This is a genomic window from Cronobacter turicensis (genome assembly GCF_041222865.1).
Classification (GTDB): domain Bacteria; phylum Pseudomonadota; class Gammaproteobacteria; order Enterobacterales; family Enterobacteriaceae; genus Cronobacter; species Cronobacter turicensis.
This window is the reverse complement of the sequence record NZ_CP165997.1, coordinates 825,025-842,346: the sequence shown is the minus strand read 5'-3', so window position 1 is coordinate 842,346 and position 17,322 is coordinate 825,025. Positions and strand designations below refer to the sequence as shown.

Annotated in this window: 15 protein-coding genes; 4 read left to right on the top strand and 11 right to left on the bottom strand. The window is 57.0% G+C overall.

Features of this window, described 5'->3' with window-relative positions; all coding sequences use genetic code 11:
* Window positions 1–59 precede the first annotated feature (59 nt).
* From recC to rppH, 9 genes are all read right to left on the bottom strand, one after another.
* Window positions 60–3,431, bottom strand: coding sequence for an exodeoxyribonuclease V subunit gamma (gene recC / locus AB8W27_RS04080; protein WP_015742329.1), 3,372 nt, complete (start codon window positions 3,429–3,431; stop codon window positions 60–62).
* A 12-nt stretch (window positions 3,432–3,443) separates the two neighbouring features.
* Window positions 3,444–3,776 (bottom strand): prepilin-type N-terminal cleavage/methylation domain-containing protein, encoded by a 333-nt coding sequence (locus AB8W27_RS04075; protein WP_015742330.1) that lies wholly within the window; start codon window positions 3,774–3,776, stop codon window positions 3,444–3,446.
* Window positions 3,761–4,162: a DUF2509 family protein gene (locus AB8W27_RS04070; RefSeq protein ID WP_015742331.1), complete on the bottom strand. Its 402-nt coding sequence runs from the start codon at window positions 4,160–4,162 to the stop codon at window positions 3,761–3,763. The genes AB8W27_RS04075 and AB8W27_RS04070 overlap by 16 nt, the downstream gene beginning before the upstream one ends.
* 17 nt (window positions 4,163–4,179) lie before the next feature.
* Window positions 4,180–4,743 (bottom strand): prepilin peptidase-dependent protein, encoded by a 564-nt coding sequence (locus tag AB8W27_RS04065; protein ID WP_015742332.1) that lies wholly within the window; start codon window positions 4,741–4,743, stop codon window positions 4,180–4,182.
* The gene (locus AB8W27_RS04060) at window positions 4,734–5,207 is read right to left on the bottom strand and encodes a prepilin peptidase-dependent protein (protein WP_015742333.1); all 474 of its coding nucleotides are present in this window, start codon (window positions 5,205–5,207) and stop codon (window positions 4,734–4,736) included. The genes AB8W27_RS04065 and AB8W27_RS04060 overlap by 10 nt, the downstream gene beginning before the upstream one ends.
* A gap of 180 nt (window positions 5,208–5,387) precedes the next feature.
* Window positions 5,388–6,182, bottom strand: a complete 795-nt coding sequence (gene thyA / locus AB8W27_RS04055; RefSeq protein WP_015742334.1) for a thymidylate synthase — start codon at window positions 6,180–6,182, stop codon at window positions 5,388–5,390.
* A 6-nt stretch (window positions 6,183–6,188) separates the two neighbouring features.
* Window positions 6,189–7,064, bottom strand: coding sequence for a prolipoprotein diacylglyceryl transferase (gene lgt, locus AB8W27_RS04050; protein ID WP_007763790.1), 876 nt, complete (start codon window positions 7,062–7,064; stop codon window positions 6,189–6,191).
* Between the two features lie 164 nt (window positions 7,065–7,228).
* Window positions 7,229–9,475 (bottom strand): phosphoenolpyruvate--protein phosphotransferase, encoded by a 2,247-nt coding sequence (gene ptsP, locus AB8W27_RS04045; protein ID WP_041923882.1) that lies wholly within the window; start codon window positions 9,473–9,475, stop codon window positions 7,229–7,231.
* Window positions 9,476–9,487: 12 nt separating this feature from the next.
* Window positions 9,488–10,021, bottom strand: coding sequence for an RNA pyrophosphohydrolase (gene rppH, locus AB8W27_RS04040; protein ID WP_007724422.1), 534 nt, complete (start codon window positions 10,019–10,021; stop codon window positions 9,488–9,490).
* Between the two features lie 683 nt (window positions 10,022–10,704).
* Here rppH and mutH point away from each other — a divergent pair.
* The 4 genes from mutH (at window position 10,705) to AB8W27_RS04020 (ending at window position 13,706) form a co-directional block, all read left to right on the top strand.
* Window positions 10,705–11,391, top strand: coding sequence for a DNA mismatch repair endonuclease MutH (mutH, locus tag AB8W27_RS04035; RefSeq protein WP_041923883.1), 687 nt, complete (start codon window positions 10,705–10,707; stop codon window positions 11,389–11,391).
* A 77-nt stretch (window positions 11,392–11,468) separates the two neighbouring features.
* Complete coding sequence (locus AB8W27_RS04030) at window positions 11,469–12,182, top strand: TerC family protein (RefSeq protein WP_015742338.1); 714 nt, start codon at window positions 11,469–11,471, stop codon at window positions 12,180–12,182.
* Between the two features lie 128 nt (window positions 12,183–12,310).
* On the top strand, window positions 12,311–12,529 hold the full coding sequence (locus AB8W27_RS04025; RefSeq protein ID WP_007763807.1) for a YgdI/YgdR family lipoprotein: 219 nt from the start codon (window positions 12,311–12,313) through the stop codon (window positions 12,527–12,529).
* A gap of 136 nt (window positions 12,530–12,665) precedes the next feature.
* Entirely contained in the window at window positions 12,666–13,706 is a 1,041-nt protein-coding gene (locus tag AB8W27_RS04020; protein WP_015742339.1) for an NADP(H)-dependent aldo-keto reductase, read from the top strand.
* A gap of 56 nt (window positions 13,707–13,762) precedes the next feature.
* Here the strand turns inward: AB8W27_RS04020 and lplT are convergent, their stop codons facing one another.
* Window positions 13,763–14,956, bottom strand: coding sequence for a lysophospholipid transporter LplT (gene lplT / locus AB8W27_RS04015; protein ID WP_015742340.1), 1,194 nt, complete (start codon window positions 14,954–14,956; stop codon window positions 13,763–13,765).
* The gene (aas, locus tag AB8W27_RS04010) at window positions 14,949–17,108 is read right to left on the bottom strand and encodes a bifunctional acyl-ACP--phospholipid O-acyltransferase/long-chain-fatty-acid--ACP ligase (protein ID WP_041923884.1); all 2,160 of its coding nucleotides are present in this window, start codon (window positions 17,106–17,108) and stop codon (window positions 14,949–14,951) included. Before aas ends, lplT begins: the two co-directional genes overlap by 8 nt.
* Window positions 17,109–17,322 lie beyond the last annotated feature (214 nt).

Here is a 17,322-nt window from a genome sequence, read left to right as displayed (position 1 = left end):
GCGGCGCGCGACCACGTCCTTCTCATGAGAACGTTGGATTAGCCGTCGCGCTTAATGGATCAGGACTGGTGATGGCGGAACAGCGGCAACAAATAACGCTGCGCCTCGCGGATGATGGCCTCGTAATACTCAGGCTCAAGGTTGCGCCACAGACGCTGATACCAGATATCCATCCCTTCGCCTTCCACCATCTGGTTACCCGTCCAGGCCTGAATCAACTTATTACGCGCTTTCTGCTGGGTTTCTTCATCCCACAGAATGGCGTCGTTCTTCACGTCATAGCACGCTTTCAACCACTCGCCGCCGCTCTGGGGCAATAAAATCAACGGCTCGCGCATACCCTGCTGATAGCCTTCGACAAGCTCACGCAAATAGTGTTCCGCCTGTTCACGCGGCACAGGCGGAAAGCGCCAGCAGCTGTCTTTTCGACCAAAAAGACGGCTGGTTCCTTCACCACCGCAGGCACAGTAGACCAGATGCTCAAGCCAAAGTTGCATTCCATGTTCAACACGCAGTATGGAAGGCCGCCAGCGTAACAGGCCATCCTGCTGAACATGCTGCAGCCAGCCGGTCATTTCGACATTCCCAAGCGCAAGCGCAATCTCCCGGCTTTCGCCGCTGTCGCGCTCGGCGAGCACGCGCTCGGCCAGGGTCTGCATTTCCTGCAACTGGCTTTCCCAGAACAGCTCGCCAAACGCGCCGTAGGGTAGCTCCCCTGCCGCACGGTATCGGCGGTAGAGCGCCTCAGGATCTTGCTGTTCCACCAGCGTATTCAGTAGCTGCTGGTTCATGTGGTAGCGGCCAAGGCTGTCCAGTGTAAAAGGCTCGGCGTCCGGTAGTTCGCTTTCTTCCGTTCGGAAGTTGACCTTCAGCCGTAACTGGAAAAATGCCCGCACCGGGTGGCGCCAGAAGCGCTGAAACTGCTCAAATGGCAACTCCTCAAGCGTGACGGGGGCAAGCGGTTTGATAAATTCCGGGTGCGCCTCACCCTGCTCGCTGGCCGCAGGCAGCCACTCGCGGGCGTAGCTCTGGATTTCTCTGTCGGGCTGGAAGTTTTCCGCATCGAAAGGCGTACGTGGGTACAGCTGCATCAGATGGGCTTTCACCCTTCGCGCGCTCTCATCGCAGTTAAGCGCCTCGTCGCCCGGCAGGTAATGGCTCTGGGCAAGATAATCCACCAGCTCCTGTACCAGCACTGAGGGATACTTTTCACTGTTATCCTGTACCGAGCGGCCGATATAGCTGATATAGAGTTGTTGCTGAGCGGAAATCAGGGCTTCCAGGAAGAGATAGCGATCGTCGTCGCGTCGGCTGCGATCTCCGCGCTGCGGCTTCTGGCTCATCAGGTCGAACCCTAACGGCGCCAGCGTACGCGGATAAACGCCGTCGTTCATGCCGAGCAAGCATACAACCTTAAAAGGAATAGAACGCATCGGCATTAGCGTACAGAAGTTCACCGGCCCGGCGAGGAAACGCTGGCTAATGCGCTCCTGGTCGAGCATTTTCGCCAGTTCATCACGCAATAAATTGAGCGGTACTTCATCTTCATAGTGGGCGCCAATGCCCTGCTCAATAATGGCCTGCCACTGCTGTTCAATCAGCGCCAGCGCAGCTTCGGTTTCGGCATCGGGTGCGAAGAAGCTGTCCAGCATCTCCCGACAGACCGGCAGCCATTCCGCCAGCGGCCGCGACTGTGACAGCCCTTTGCGCCACAGATTAAGCTGCATTAAAAGTTCAGCAAGATGGCCGACCAGCTCGGCAATCAGCCCGCTGGATTCATCATACGGCAGCACCGACTGCCATTCGCCAAGATGGCTTTCCATGGCGTAGCCCAGCAGCATACGGGTGAGGCCGAACTGCCAGGTGTGCTGACCGGTTGCCGGCAGCGCCAGTTCACGCACGTTGTCATCATCAATGCCCCAACGCACGCCGGACTCATTGACCCACTGGCGCAGAAAACGCAGCCCCTCTTCGCTGATGTTGAAGCGAGCGGAAAGCGACGGCACTTCCAGCAGCGCCAGAACGTCTTCCGAGACAAAACGGCTGTCTGGCAGCGAGAGTAACGTAATGAAGGCCTGGAGTGCGGGGTGCGCCTGGCGGGCTCGCCGGTCAGAGATGGCGAACGGCAGGTAACGCTCCTGGCTCGCGCTGCCAAACACGGCCTGAATAAACGGACTATAGCTGTCGATATCCGCTACCATCACGATAATATCGCGCGGTGTTAGTTGTGAGTCCGCCTCAAGCATTTGCAGAAGCTGGTCATGAAGGATTTCGACTTCGCGCTGCGGGCTGTGGCAGACGTGTACGCTTATGCTGCGATCGTTCGGATCCAGTTCGCGTTTCCCGTCGCTGCGCTCAAACTCTTCAAGCGTCACGCCCGCCAGCGCCTGATTGCGCAGCTCCAGCAGGTCAAATTGCAGACTGTGCAACAGGTTATCGGGTTCGAGCTCGACAAACACATCCATTTCTTCAAAGCGTTCAAGGCCCGAAAGCAGGTAAGTGTAGTCACGGCCTAATTTGCCCCAGGACGCGAGCAGCGGGTTACCCACCTCCTGCTCGCCGTCATCATTAAACAGAGCGGAGGCTGTTTCGCTGTCTTTAAAGAGCGGTGCCGTCCCCTCTCGCGCATGCAGTTTACGCTTACGACTTAACAGCCGCGCCAGGAAAGCCGGATCTTGTATATCGCCCCAGTAATAGCGGCACGGGTTAGTAAAGAGAAGATGCACATCAATATGTTTACCCAGCGCCTGTAACGCCTGTAAATAGACGGGCGGCAGCGCCGAGATCCCGCAAATAAACACGCGGGCGGGCAACCCTTCCGGGCAGCTTTGCGCATTCTCAAGCGTGCGAATAAAGCGCTGATAAAGATTAGCGCGATGCCACTGCGGCTGCCCCAGCTCAGCGGTGTGTTCAACCAGCGCCCGCCAGAGCGGCGCCTGCCAGCGCTGCGGATCGCCAAGACCATCGACAACATCTCCGGCCTCCCAGCGTGTTAACCATTCAGGGCGATACACCAGATATTGATCGTAGAGATCCGCCACGCGCGAGGCGAGCTGGAACAGCTTACGTTTGTCCTCATCATCGTGAAGATAGTGACGCAGCATGTCGAAGTCAGGCGAAGCGAGCATGCCAGGCAGAAGCTTCATGAGTTTCCAGCTCATGTTCTGTTTGGTAAACGCGCTCTCCTGAGGGATATCACGCAGCACACGCACAAACATGTCCCAGATGAAGCTTGCCGGAAGCGGAAATTCAATATTCGCGGCGATGCCGAATTTCTGTGCCAGGCTCATCTGCAACCATTGCGCCATACCGGTGCTCTGCACCAGGACGATTTCAGGCTCAAAAGGATCGGGAAGCGGCTGTTGTTCAACAATGAACTCCATAATCGCCTCCAGCACATCAAGCCGGTTGGAGTGATAAACCCGTAACATAGTGACTCCTGACTACTGCTCTTCTGAGGGGCAATGTAAACGTTTTAACTGCCCTTGCCTGCCCCCGGGGCTCGACACAATAACCGAAATGCTGACACATCCCGCCCCGGAAGTCTCCACCCGCGTCGCTTTCCAGCCGTCAGGCAAGGGCGGCGGGCTGATTTCTGCCTGCTGGCTCGCAAAACGCCAGAGCTGTCGATAATGCCACTGGTTAAGAAACCCTTGCGCCAGTACCTGGTAGTACCCTGTTAACGCCCCGATGATGATGATGAACAACACCAGCGAAACCAGCACTTCCGGCAGGCTAAACCCAGCCTGACGCTGACGGATTACGGAAGCTGGCATTGCTTCGCCTCCGCGAGCGGACAAAAGTCGCTCCAGCCATGCGGCATAAAACGTAGCCGCTCTCCGTCAGCCTGCGCCCAGCGCCAGAGCGTGAGAGAGGACGTGTTTTCCTGCACGCCCTGCGCTGCGACCAGCAGATACGATTGCATTTGCCTGACGCAGGCGCGACCGTTCACCTCAGGCAGCGTCTGGCATTGCCACTGCGGCGTAAACTGCCAGTGCTGGCGTTGCAACAGCGCCAGCGCTGAGAGCGCGTCGTTAAACGCTTTGATAGCCGCGCTCTCGTTTGCCGCGCGACCAAAACGACTGTCCAGTTGCTGCTGCAATCCCCCCAGCATCAGACTACCTAACAGCAGCAGAGCCAGAACCATAGCAATGGTCGACATGCCTTTCTCCCTGGCATTCATAAATTAAACCCGCTGACGCTATGTTCAACGGCCACTGGGTCCCCGTGATAGCGAAGCATCGTTGCACGTAATGCCACGGTAAACAGTGGGGCAAAACCGGGCCGCCGTTTTTCCTGAATCTGAAACCTGTCGATACGCACCATGGCGGGGTTAGTCATTTTTTCCCATCCTTTACCCTCACAGGACGTGGCGCCCCGTTGCGTCTCCAGGCTGCCGTCGCGTAAGCGATACCCGGTCTGCTCCGCCTCCGAAGAAGGCGCGCCTTCAAAGCGTCCATTGCTGTTCGCATCCCACTGCACCAGCAAGCAGTTCCCTTCGCTATTGAGTTCCAGCGCGAGGCTCTGGCAACCGCCGTAGCAATATCCAGCCCGCTGTATCTGTTTTCCTATCGTAAATGCCAGTTGCCACAGCTCCTCCTGGAGCAAGGTTTGTTGCGCCTGACGCAGTACGCCGAGCTGCAACGCAGGGAGCAGTCTGGCCGCGCCGATTAACAACACGCTGCTTATGCCAAGCGCAATCAGCACCTCAAGCAGAGAAAATCCTTTCTCTTTTACACGCATGATGTTCCTTCCCCCGGCTCGCATAACCGGATACGTCCCCAGACCGAAATAATGATCCGCCACTCAGCTGCCTGGCTTTTCAAAATGATATGCCCGGGCCAGGCCGTATTACGTAGGCCAAAAAAGGCCAGCCCTGGCGTCATCTCGCCAATCTCCACCTCTGACCAGGGTGGTGAAAACTGATCCTTAGCGCCTTTCCGGCACGCCTGCTCAACATTCGTCTGCGTTCCGAGGCACCAGCCCTCAGGGCCGCGCTGTAACCAGAGTTTGTGATCGACGTTACGCCAGTTAGCGTCCTCCCTGAGCTGCTCAAGAAAATCCCGCGTTTGCTGCGCGGTCTGCCATAAACGTTGCTGGTTTTGCCAGCGCTGCCAGCCATAAACGCCTGCTGCGCTCATGCTGATAACGATGACCAGCACTACCATGACTTCAATCAGGCTATAGCCCTGCTGTTTTCTTTTCATGGCGCAAGTGTGCCACTGCCGGTAAACGTGACCAGCGCCTGTCAGCGAAACCGGAAGACATCTCGAAAGAAATAGGCATATTTGCATGGGCTTGCAGAAAGGCTGGAAGACGTGCCGAAGAATGAATAACGGGCATAAAAAAACCGACGCGGAGAAGCGTCGGTTATGGCAGGGTAAGCGTTAAATCGCGACGGGCGCTTTAATGGCCGGATGGGGATCGTAACCTTCGATTTCGAAATCTTCGAAGCGGTAATCGAAGAGCGAATCCGGCTTACGCTTGATAATCAGCTTCGGTAACGGACGCGGCTCGCGAGTGAGCTGCAAACGAGCCTGCTCCAGGTGATTGCTGTAGAGGTGCGTATCACCGCCGGTCCAGACGAAATCGCCAGGTTCGAGGTCACACTGCTGCGCCATCATATGCACCAGAAGCGCGTAGCTTGCGATGTTAAACGGCAGGCCGAGGAACACGTCGCAGGAACGCTGGTAGAGCTGGCAAGAAAGCTTGCCGTTCGCTACGTAGAACTGGAAAAACGCGTGGCAAGGCGCCAGCGCCATTTTATCCAGCTCGCCGACGTTCCAGGCGGAAACAATGATACGGCGCGAGTCCGGATCGTTTTTTAGCTGGTTAATGACGGTTTCAAGCTGGTCGATATGACGGCCATCGGGGGCCGTCCAGGAGCGCCACTGCTTGCCGTAAACCGGGCCCAGATCGCCGTTCTCATCTGCCCATTCGTCCCAAATGGTGACGTTGTTTTCATGTAAATAAGCGACATTGGTATCGCCTTTCAGAAACCAGAGCAGCTCATGGATGATGGAGCGTAAATGACAACGTTTAGTGGTAACCAGCGGGAAGCCTTCCTGCAAGTTAAAACGCATCTGGTGGCCGAAAATAGAGAGCGTCCCGGTGCCGGTACGGTCATCTTTTTGTGCTCCCTCATGGAGCACTTTGTTCATCAGTTCAAGATACTGTTTCATGGCGTCTCACGAAAGTTGCTGCTGTGGGCGGCGGCGATAAGCCCAGACCATCATGGCTGCGCCCGCGACGATCATCGGAATGGAGAGGATTTGCCCCATGCTGATGTACTGCACCCACTCGCCGGTAAACTGCGCGTCCGGCTGGCGGAAAAATTCAACGATGATACGGAATGCGCCGTAACCAATCAGGAACAGGCCGGAGACAGCGCCCATCGGCCGCGGTTTACGGATAAACAGGTTCAGAATGATAAACAGCACGATGCCTTCCAGGAACAGCTCATAAAGCTGCGACGGATGGCGAGGCAGTACGCCGTAGGTATTAAACAGAGACTGCCATTCCGGGTGCGAGGCCAGCAGGCTGATATCTTCGCTACGCGAGCCCGGGAAAAGCATAGCGTACGGAAAGCTCGGATCTACGCGCCCCCACAGCTCACCATTAATAAAGTTACCCAGACGGCCAGCGCCAAGCCCGAACGGGATCAACGGCGCGATAAAATCCGACACCTGGAAGAAGTTACGTTTAGTGCGTTTCGCAAACCAGATCATCACGCAGATAACGCCGATGAGCCCGCCGTGGAAAGACATCCCGCCATCCCAGACGCGGAACAGGTAGAGCGGATTTTCGAGGAACAGCGGCAGGTTGTAAAACAGGACATAACCGATGCGGCCGCCAAGGAAGACGCCGAGGAAGCCCGCATAGAGCAGGTTTTCAACTTCGTTTTTCGTCCAGCCGCTGCCGGGGCGATTAGCGCGACGAACGGCGAGCCACATGGCGAATACAAAGCCCACAAGATACATCAGCCCGTACCAGTGAAGCGAAACCGGCCCAAGGGAGAAGATTACCGGATCAAAATCGGGAAAATGCAGATAGCCACTATTCATCTGTCACCAAAACCTGTTGTTATCCCGCTGAAAGTGGACAGCGGGTGAGATGCTGCGCCCTTTTCCGGACGCTCCTGAGGCAGCGGATCATAGCATAAAGCCCAGCGTGGGCGAGGACACGAAGTTGTAAAAGATATGTAAGAGCACGACCTGTTATCGCCGCGCTACAGGCCGCCGCGAATCAGGCCGCCCATGCCGCGGCGCTCCATAAATGCCGCGACCTGATGGCGTACTTCGGTGGCGGATTGCGATTCGAGGCTGCGTCCGCTGAGCGTTTCGGCTTCTTCCAGCGTGATATGTCGCAGCAGATACTTCACGCGCGCGACCGAGCGGCCGTTCATTGAGAGATGGTGATAGCCCATGCCGACCAGCAGCGCGACGCACATCGGGTCGCCTGCCATTTCGCCGCACAGGCAGAGGTCGATGCCGAGCCGTTGCGCCTCAAGGGCGATCATTTTCAGCGCGCGCAGCATAGCCGGGTGGAGACTGTCATAGAGGCTGGCGACGCGCGTGTTATTGCGATCTACCGCCAGCAGGTATTGGGTAAGGTCGTTGGTGCCGACGGAAATAAAATCAACGCGGCTTGCCAGGTGAGGCAGCATGAAGAGCATTGACGGAACTTCCACCATCACGCCGAGCCGGGGTTTAGGGATCTCGTAGCCAAGCATCTCTTCCATTTCGCGGCCGGCGCGATCGATAAGCCGACGCGCCTCATCCACTTCATCGATGCTCGTGATCATCGGCAACAGAATGCTGAGATTACCGGTCGCGGCATTGGCGCGTAGCATGGCGCGCACCTGGATCAAAAAGATCTCCGGCTGATCGAGCGTAATGCGGATACCGCGCCAGCCGAGACACGGGTTTTCTTCGCTGATGGGCATATAGGGCAGTTGTTTATCCGCACCGACATCGAGCGTACGCAGCGTCACCGGCTTGTCGTTAAACATCTGCAACATGCCCTGGTACTGCGCCACCTGCTCTTCTTCGGAGGGAAAACCGCTTTGCAGCATAAACGGGATTTCGGTGCGGTAGAGGCCGATACCGTCGATACGGCTGCCCAGTTTCTCTTCATGCTCCGGGCTCAGGCCCGCATTCAGCATGACCTGTACCCGTTCGCCGCTTTTCAGACAGGCGGGCTGCTCGACATAATCTTCGGCGATCCGGCTAAGTTCGTTTTCTTCGCTAATCAGCCGCTGATATTCATGAAACAGCACCGGGCTTGGGTCGACCAGCAATTCGCCGCGATAACCATCCACCACCAGCATACGGTGATGCAGCACAGCAGGCTGGATATCCGCGCCCATGACCGTCGGGATACCCATCGCGCGCACCATGATAGCGGCATGAGAGTTGGCGGCGCCGTCGCGCACGACAACGCCCATCAGCCGGTCCTGCGGCAGCTCGGCGAGCGTCGCGGCGGAAAGCTCATCCGCCACCAGCACAAAACGCTCCGGCCAGGTATTTGGGCTCTGGATGTTATCGTCGAGATGGAACAGCAGGCGCTGTCCGAGCGTGCGCAGATCGCCGGCGCGCTCTTTCATATAGCCATCGGTCAGCGCGGCAAACTGCTCGGCGAATTTCTCGATAACCTTTTTGACCGCCCACTCGGCGACTGAACCTTTATCCACCTCGTCGTAGAGTTCGCGACGCAGCCGCGCGTCGGACAACAGGTGCGAGTAGAGATCGAAAATCGCCGCCGTCTCTTTCTGCGCGCCTGCGGCGAAGCGTTTGCTGTAGCGGCGGAATTCGCCAGCGGCTTCTTCGAGCGCGGTGGTCAGGCGTTCGCGCTCAAGCCCGGTATCGAGCGTTGAGGCTTCATACACCTGCTCCATGAGCGGCAGCGTGGCGTCCATCCAGCCCTGCGCAATCGCCACGCCCGGCGAGGCCGGGAGCGCGCGGATACGCGTCTGACGGTACTGGCCAAACAGCGCGGTAAGCTGAGATTGCGACAGGATAGCCGCCATCTGGGTGGCGAGCGTCACCAGGAAGGATTCTTCGCTCTCGTCATACTGGCGCAGCTCGCGCTGCTGAACGACTAAAACGCCAAGCAGCTGGCGGCGTTGAATAATCGGCACACCGAGAAAGGCGCGAAAACGCTCTTCGCGCACAGCGGGAATGTATTTAAAGCTCGGGTGTTTTTGCGCGTCCGCGAGGTTAATCGGCTCGGCGAGACGTCCGACAAGCCCGACGATGCCTTCGTCAAAGGCCAGCGTCACGGTACGCCCGCGCGGCTTTTTCAGCCCCTTGGTTGCCATGAGGTAATAGCAACGCCGGTCATGGTCGGCGAGATAAACCGAACAAACTTCGGTATCCATCGCAAGACAGATATCCGTAACGAGAATATCCAGCGCCTCGTTGAGGCGCGGGGCGCTGGCCACTTTCTCGACTATTTCTCGCAACCGGGTGAGCATAATTTGCGTGGCTTAACCTCTTTTACGTCGCCAGGCAGGCGAAGGATTACGCTGCGGTGGCGCGCTCTCCTGCATCGGCATCACAACGCTTGCGAACTCCTTCATGACCCGACGATATACATCGCGCTTAAAAGAGACCACCTGGCGCACCGGATACCAGAAGCTCACCCACCGCCAGCCGTCAAATTCTGGCGTACTGCTGGTTTGCATGTTGATATCGGCGTCGTTGCTCATTAACTGCAGAAGAAACCACTTTTGTTTCTGGCCGATACATACCGGCTTTGTGTCCCAACGCACCAAACGTTTTGGTAATTTGTAACGTAACCAGTTTCGGGTTGTGGCAAGGATGCGCACATCTTTTCGTTGTAAACCGACCTCTTCGAAAAGCTCGCGGTACATCGCCTGCTCCGCCGACTCGCCAGGATTAATGCCGCCTTGCGGGAATTGCCAGGAGTGCTGACCAAAACGTCTGGCCCACATTACCTGCCCCTGACGATTACAGATCACGATACCAACATTCGGGCGGTAGCCATCATCATCGATCACCGGACTACCTCAAAATAAACCTGGATAGTAACGATTGTTTCATACTCCTCATTGACGGTAAACCACTCTGTTAGCGGGTGCGCACAGGAATAACATTTGAATAACTCACAAAAATATGCGGGGTTATAAACAGGGGAAGCGGCAGAAGCCCGCTTTTATTCACTTTTTCTGTGGATATCTTTGTGAAGAAGTGTCTTATTTCCCAGGGAAAACCCAAAACAACTTATCATCAAGGATAATTCTTATAGAGAAAATTTTATTTCTATTCAAACGATTAAAATTAAAAAAGCGTGATATTCACCCTGCAATGTGACGATCATCACACTCACGATCCTTACTCTGACGAAAGATCGACCAGCGTCGTTTTTATCCACAGATTATGCCAATAACTTAGTCACAATTTGCTGAAAAAGACGGTTTTCCCCGTCCGTCAAGGCTGTAAATCGAAACAGTAGTAGGGGATTTACACAGTTATCCCATTTTTCTGTGGATAAACTGGTGTAAGATCCTGTTTATTGTCGGTGACCATAATTGAACAACCTCATTTTCCGCCGCGCAGGAAATCTTTTTTTAGAATAAAAAGCATTTTAAATCATAGGATTGTCTCGTTTGCTAACAAGCAGGTAAACTCTTTCCACAAGCACGCTTTTTGCTGTTCATTTTTTAAACAAAAGGTAATAGTTATGGCATTCCTCGCTCCTCTTACTCAACCGCCCGTCGATGAAGCGCAGTTGCTGCATCAGGCGCAGCAGTTAGCGGGGCTGACGCTTGGCGAGCTGGCGGCGCTGGCGGGGCTCGAAACGCCTCCCGATTTGCGTCGCGATAAAGGCTGGATCGGCGTACTGCTGGAGCGCTGGCTCGGTGCGAGCGCAGGCAGTAAACCGGAACAAGACTTCGCCGCGCTTGGCGTGGAGCTAAAAACGATCCCGATAGACAGCCAGGGGCGCCCGCTTGAGACCACGTTTGTGTGCGTCGCCCCGCTGACCGGCAATACGGGCGTGACATGGGAAACCAGCCACGTGCGTCATAAGCTCCGGCGCGTGTTGTGGGTGCCGGTGGAGGGCGAGCGTGAAATTCCGCTGGCCGTGCGACGCGTTGGGGCGCCGCTGCTCTGGAGCCCGTCGCCGCAGGAAGACGATCAGCTGCGTCGCGACTGGGAAGAGTTGATGGACTTGATTGTGCTCGGGCAGGTGGAGCGCATTACCGCGCGTCACGGAGAGGTGTTGCAGCTGCGTCCAAAAGCCGCCAACAGCAAAGCGTTGACGCCCGCGTTTGGCGCGCATGGCGAGCCGATACTGACGCTGCCGCGCGGCTTTTACCTGAAGAAAAACTTTACCGCCGCCCTGCTGGCGCGTCATTTTTTGTTATGAACGCCTTAAATTTTTGTCAACAGCCATGCGCAGACGCATATAATTAGCGTTTTGTTTCTTTGAGCAGGACTTTTTGAATGTTGTTTGCATGGATAACAGATCCCAACGCCTGGCTGGCGCTCGGTACGCTGACGCTGCTGGAGATTGTGCTTGGGATCGACAATATCATTTTTCTCTCTCTGGTCGTGGCGAAACTGCCGAAGTCTCAGCAGGCGCTGGCCCGTAAAATGGGCCTCGGCGCGGCGATGATTATGCGCCTCGCGCTGCTGGCGTCGATCGCCTGGGTCGTGAGGCTCACTAACCCGCTGTTTACCGTGTTCGATCAGGCTATCTCGATGCGGGATCTGATCCTGCTGCTGGGCGGCCTGTTCCTTATCTGGAAAGCCAGTAAAGAGATCCACGAAACGATCGAAGGCGAAGAAGAAGGCCTGAAAACTAATGTGCACTCTTTCTTTGGCGCCATCTTCCAGATCATGCTGCTGGATATTATCTTCAGCCTGGATTCAGTTATTACCGCAGTCGGTCTCTCCGATCATCTGTTTATTATGATGGCGGCGGTGGTTATCGCCGTGGGTGTGATGATGTTCGCGGCACGCCCTATCGGCGAGTTTGTCGAGCGACATCCGTCCGTGAAGATGCTGGCGCTCTCTTTCCTGATCCTGGTGGGCTTCACCCTGATGCTGGAGAGCTTCGATATTCACGTGCCGAAAGGCTACATTTACTTCGCGATGTTTTTCTCCATCGCCGTGGAAAGCCTCAATCTGCTGCGCAACAAGAAAAAACCGCTGTAATACGGACGCTCCTTCGGGGGCGTTTTTATTTATTCCCCAGTGCTTTTAAGAATTTGCTGCTTTTTCACGCCGCCTCGCTGCTTTTTACTAGACTCTACGTGGACCCCTTCCTGATGAGGCGAAAAACAATGAAAAAATGGGCTGTAGCAATTTCTGCCGTCGGATTGGCCTTCGCGGTTTCAGGCTGTAGCAGTGATTACGTCATGGCGACCAAAGATGGCCGGATGATCCTGACTGAAGGCAAACCGCAGGTCGATGACGAAACCGGGCTGGTCAGCTATCGCGACCCACAGGGTAACGAGATGCAGATTAACCGCGACCAGGTTTCGCAAATCATTGAGCGTTAAATAAAAGGTCAGCATCGCGCTGACCTTTTGGTTTTTTCTCCCTTCCCTCTTTTCCTTTTGTCTCCCCTCTGCCATGTTTATATTCCTTTGTCAGGAATGGCCTGACGCGGACTGAACAACAGAAGGTAGGCCGGCTATGCATTATCACCGTATCCCTCATAGCTCACTTGAAGTCAGCACGCTGGGGCTGGGAACCATGACCTTTGGTGAACAAAACAGCGAGGCCGACGCCCATGAACAGCTCGATTACGCGGTAAGCCAGGGCATAAACCTCATTGATGTCGCCGAAATGTATCCCGTCCCGCCGCGCCCCGAAACGCAGGGCCTGACGGAAACCTATGTCGGCAACTGGCTGAAGAAACGCGCGAACCGCGAGAAGCTGGTGATCGCCTCCAAAGTCAGCGGCCCGAGCCGCAATAGCGACAGCGGAATCCGCCCTAACCAGACGCTGGATCGTAAAAATATCCGCGACGCGCTCGACGCCAGCCTGAAACGTTTACAGACTGATTATCTCGATCTCTATCAGGTGCACTGGCCGCAGCGCCCGACCAACTGCTTTGGCAAGCTGGGCTATACCTGGAGCGACAGCGCGCCGGTCGTCACGCTGCTGGAAACCCTGGAAGCGCTGGCGGAATTCCAGCGTGCCGGGAAAATCCGCTATATCGGCGTCTCGAATGAAACCGCCTTTGGCGTGATGCGCTACCTGCATCTGGCGGATAAACACGATCTGCCGCGCATCGTCACTATCCAGAACCCGTATAGCTTACTGAACCGTAGCTTTGAAGTAGGTCTGGCCGAAGTGAGCCAGTTTGAGGGCGTGGAGCTGCTCGCCTATTCCGCGCTGGCATTCGGCACGCTGACCGGTAAATACCTGAACGGCGCGAAGCCCGCTGGCGCGCGCAATACGCTCTTCAGCCGTTTTACGCGCTACAGCAGCGAGCAGTCGCAAAAAGCGGTGGCGGCGTATGTCGATGTGGCGAAACGTCACGGGCTCGATCCGGCGCAGATGGCGCTGGCGTTCGTGCGCCAGCAGCAGTTTGTGGCGAGCACGCTGCTTGGCGCGACAACGATGGAACAGTTGAAAACCAACGTCGAAAGCCTGCATGTGACGCTTAACGAAGACGTGCTGGCGGAGCTGGAAGCGGTGCATCAGGTCTATACCTACCCGGCGCCGTAAGCGCTGCTTCATCATCAGCAGTCGATGTAAAAAGACCCGCCGGAGCGGGTCTTTTTTTACTGCTTACGTCGCCACAGCCAGAGCCCGGCGATAGCCAGCGCGAAAATCGCGCCGAAGCCGACGCCAATCCCCACCACCGGCAGCGAGAGTTTCACCGCCAGCGAATAGAGCCCCAGCATCAGCAACATCGCGGTATTCTCGCCGAGGTTTTGCACCGCAATCGCATTGCCAGCGCCAACGGAACGCTTACCGCGCTCCTGCAACAGCGCGTTGAGCGGCACCACGAAGAACCCGCCGAAAAAGCCTATCAGCAGCAGCAACAGATAAGCTGGCAGCGCCGCCTGCTGGAGCGAGAAGAAGATAACCGCGACGCCAATCAGAATGCCCGCAGGCATACAGCGCGACACGCGCTCCAGCGTCACCAGTTTCGCCGCAGCACCCGCGCCCGCCACTATACCGACCGCCACCATCGCGTTCAGGTAGGTCGGCGTGGCGTTATCGGTGATGCCGAGCGCTACCGGCACCCACAGCACCAGCAGAAAACGCAGCGTCACGCCCGCGCCCCAGAACATGCTGGTGCCAACCAGCGAGAAGCGGGTTTCGTCGTTATGCCACAGCGTACGGCAGGCATTAAAGAAGCTGCGCGTCATCGGGCCGAAGCGCCACGACTGACCAGGCCGCGCGGCGCCCAGTTTCGGGATCAGCAGGTTCGCGCCCACCGCGCCCGCGTAGGCCAACGCACAAACGCCAAGCGCTACGCCCACGTGCCAGTCCGCCAGCATACCGCCAGCCATGGAGCCAATCAGGATCGCCGCGATCGTCGACGACTCCATCAGGCCGTTCGCTTTCACCAGACGGTCGCCGGTCGTTATCTCGCCGAGAATGCCGTACTTGGCGGGCGAATACGCCGCCGCGCCAACGCCCACCAGCGTATAACCGGCAAACGGGTTGCCGCCGAAGACGATAAGCACCGCGCCGAGCAGCTTCAGGCCGTTGGCGACCATCATCACTCGCCCTTTGGAGAAACTGTCCGCCACCTGGCCCACGAACGGCGCCAGCAGGATGTAGGCGCAGACGAATACCATCTGCAGCACCGGCTGGCTCCATTCCGGGTAGAGCTGCTGCTTAAGCAGCGCAAGAGTGGCGAACAGCAGCGCATTATCGCCAAACGCCGAGAGAAACTGCGCGGCGATAACCGCCATCATTCCCCGTGAAAACAGCGATCCGTTCTGGATGTGCGAATCAGGCATGGTGGGCCTCTTCTTCGTCGACGATTTTTTTCAGCGTCACGAAATCCGGCTTGCCGCTGCCCAGTAACGGCAGCTGTTTAAGGAAACGGATATCACGCGGCACGGCCAGCTCCGGAACGCCTTTACTGCGCGCCTGCTGCGCCAGTTTCTCGCGGTTCAGCTCCGGATCGGTGGTGAAAAGCACCAGCGCTTCGCCTTTCGCGGCATCGTGTTTAATCGCCGTGGCGTGCATTTTCTCCGGCGAGACCGCCAGCGCCAGGCCTTCGACCATCTCAAGCGACACCATCTCGCCCGCGATTTTGGCAAAGCGTTTGGCGCGCCCCTGGATCTGCACAAAGCCTTGCTCGTCGAAAGCGACGATATCGCCCGTGTCATACCAGCCTGGCTCGCTGACGCCCTGCGGGTTTTCCGCCGCCGGCGCTTCCAGCACGCCCGGGTTTTCCACGCGCAGATAGCCTTTCATGATGTTCGGGCCTTTCAGCTGCAAACGCCCGCCCTGCTCAATGCCCGGCACTTCCACCAGACGCGCGTCCATCGCCGGCAGAATACGCCCGACGGTGCCCGGCTTCGCCGCCATCGGCACGTTAATAGACACCACCGGCGCGCATTCGGTCACGCCATAGCCTTCCAGAATGCGCAGGCCGAATTTATCCTGCCAGATTTGTTTGGTGCTCTCTTGCAGCTTCTCGGCACCGGCTACGACATAGCGCACCAGATGGAAATCGTACGGATGCGCGAAGCGTGCATAGTGCCCGAGGAAGGTCGACGTGCCGAAAATCACCGTACAGTTGCGGTCATACACCAGCTCCGGCACCACGCGGTAGTGCAGCGGGCTTGGGTAGAGGAACACTTCCGCGCCGGTCAGCAGCGGCGTGAACAGCCCAACCGTCAGACCAAAAGAGTGGAACAGCGGCAGCGCCGACATAAATTTGTCGTCGGCGGTGAAATCCGCGATGGTGCGGATCTGCTCAACGTTCGCGAGCAGGCTCTTATGGCTGTGCACCACGCCTTTCGGGTTGCCTTCTGAACCTGAGGTAAAGAGGATCAGCGCCGCGTCTTCCGGCTGCTGCTCCACCTGCGCCAGGCGCGGCATTAGCAGATGCGCGAAGATCCACGCTTTGTCCTTCGCCGTGACTTCGCCTTTCAGATCTTCCAGGAAGACCCAGCGCACGGAAGTGATTTGCTCCGGCAGATGCCAGAGCTTGCCTTTATCCAGGAACTGGCGCGAGGTGAAAATGGTTTTGATCTGCGCGGCCGTAATCGCGCTGGTCAGCCCCTGCACGCCAGCGGTGTAGTTCATCATCGCCGGAATTCGCCCGCGCATAACCGCGCCGAAAATCACCGCGGCGCTGATGCTGGCGTTCGGTAACATCAGGCCGATGGCCTCGCGCGGCGCGCTGTATTTATCAAGAATGCGCCCCACGAACAGCGTTTTCATCATCAGGCTGCGGTAGGTGTCCGGCGTGAAGTTGATATCTTCCAGACAATTTTTGCCCTCGCCGTAGCGCTTTTGCGCGTTGATGAGCGCTTCAAACAGCGTTTCGCGCGGGCGCGCCGCCATGCGCGCTTCCATCATGACCTGATGCAGCATTTCGCCCGCCATTTTGCGGCGGTCGCGCGCTTTCGGCGCGTCAGGCATCGGGATGCTGGTCGGCGGCAGGATATGAATGGAAATACGGGGGAACACGCGGCGTTTCACCAGCCCCTTCAGGCGGCTGAAAAACGTGAGCTCCGCGCCTTCGATACGCACCGGGATGACCGTGGCTTGCGATTTCGCCGCCACAAAGCCCGCGCCTTCGTAGATTTTCATCAGCGAGCCGCTGATGGAGATACGCCCCTCCGGGAAAATCACCACCGGACGCCCCTCGCCGACCAGACGCACCAGCTGTTTAACTGACATCGGCTTGGTCGGGTCGAGTGGTACGAAATCGATAAGCGGCTTCAGCGCGCGCATATACCACTGCTGGCTGATAGAGGTGTAGACCGCGAATACCGGGCGGACAGGCAAGAAAAGCGCCATCAGCGCGCCATCAAGGAACGAAACGTGATTTGGCGTGATCAGAACGCGCTGCTGAGTCAGCGGCCCGGTATCTCCGTATACCTGGATGCGAAAGAGCAAACGGAACAGCCAACGAAAGAATTTTAAAACCATATCAACGCCCTTTGTTTTCCTTTAGCGAGGGTTAAGTATAGTTATCGCAGATTACACGACTCGGCGAAGAGGGGCGACAGGAGAAATTGGCAGGCCGGGCGTGATGAATAGATGTGGTGATAAAATTCACGGGCGCAATAGTGTTTGCCGGGCGGAAAAGAGGCAAAAAAAAACCTGCGCATCCGCGCAGGTTGGTGTAAGTGTTGTGATCAGC

Excerpts from the sequence above, each read along its gene's own strand:
- AB8W27_RS04060 (WP_015742333.1), bottom strand. The coding sequence starts at position 5,207 with ATGAAAAGAAAACAGCAGGGCTATAGCCTGATTGAAGTCATGGTAGTG.
- thyA (WP_015742334.1), bottom strand. The coding sequence starts at position 6,182 with ATGAAACAGTATCTTGAACTGATGAACAAAGTGCTCCATGAGGGAGCA.
- ptsP (WP_041923882.1), bottom strand. The coding sequence starts at position 9,475 with ATGCTCACCCGGTTGCGAGAAATAGTCGAGAAAGTGGCCAGCGCCCCG.
- AB8W27_RS04075 (WP_015742330.1), bottom strand. The coding sequence starts at position 3,776 with ATGCCAGCTTCCGTAATCCGTCAGCGTCAGGCTGGGTTTAGCCTGCCG.
- mutH (WP_041923883.1), top strand. The coding sequence starts at position 10,705 with ATGGCATTCCTCGCTCCTCTTACTCAACCGCCCGTCGATGAAGCGCAG.
- lplT (WP_015742340.1), bottom strand. The coding sequence starts at position 14,956 with ATGCCTGATTCGCACATCCAGAACGGATCGCTGTTTTCACGGGGAATG.
- AB8W27_RS04070 (WP_015742331.1), bottom strand. The coding sequence starts at position 4,162 with ATGTCGACCATTGCTATGGTTCTGGCTCTGCTGCTGTTAGGTAGTCTG.
- recC (WP_015742329.1), bottom strand. The coding sequence starts at position 3,431 with ATGTTACGGGTTTATCACTCCAACCGGCTTGATGTGCTGGAGGCGATT.
- AB8W27_RS04025 (WP_007763807.1), top strand. The coding sequence starts at position 12,311 with ATGAAAAAATGGGCTGTAGCAATTTCTGCCGTCGGATTGGCCTTCGCG.
- AB8W27_RS04065 (WP_015742332.1), bottom strand. The coding sequence starts at position 4,743 with ATGCGTGTAAAAGAGAAAGGATTTTCTCTGCTTGAGGTGCTGATTGCG.
- aas (WP_041923884.1), bottom strand. The coding sequence starts at position 17,108 with ATGGTTTTAAAATTCTTTCGTTGGCTGTTCCGTTTGCTCTTTCGCATC.
- AB8W27_RS04030 (WP_015742338.1), top strand. The coding sequence starts at position 11,469 with ATGTTGTTTGCATGGATAACAGATCCCAACGCCTGGCTGGCGCTCGGT.
- AB8W27_RS04020 (WP_015742339.1), top strand. The coding sequence starts at position 12,666 with ATGCATTATCACCGTATCCCTCATAGCTCACTTGAAGTCAGCACGCTG.
- lgt (WP_007763790.1), bottom strand. The coding sequence starts at position 7,064 with ATGAATAGTGGCTATCTGCATTTTCCCGATTTTGATCCGGTAATCTTC.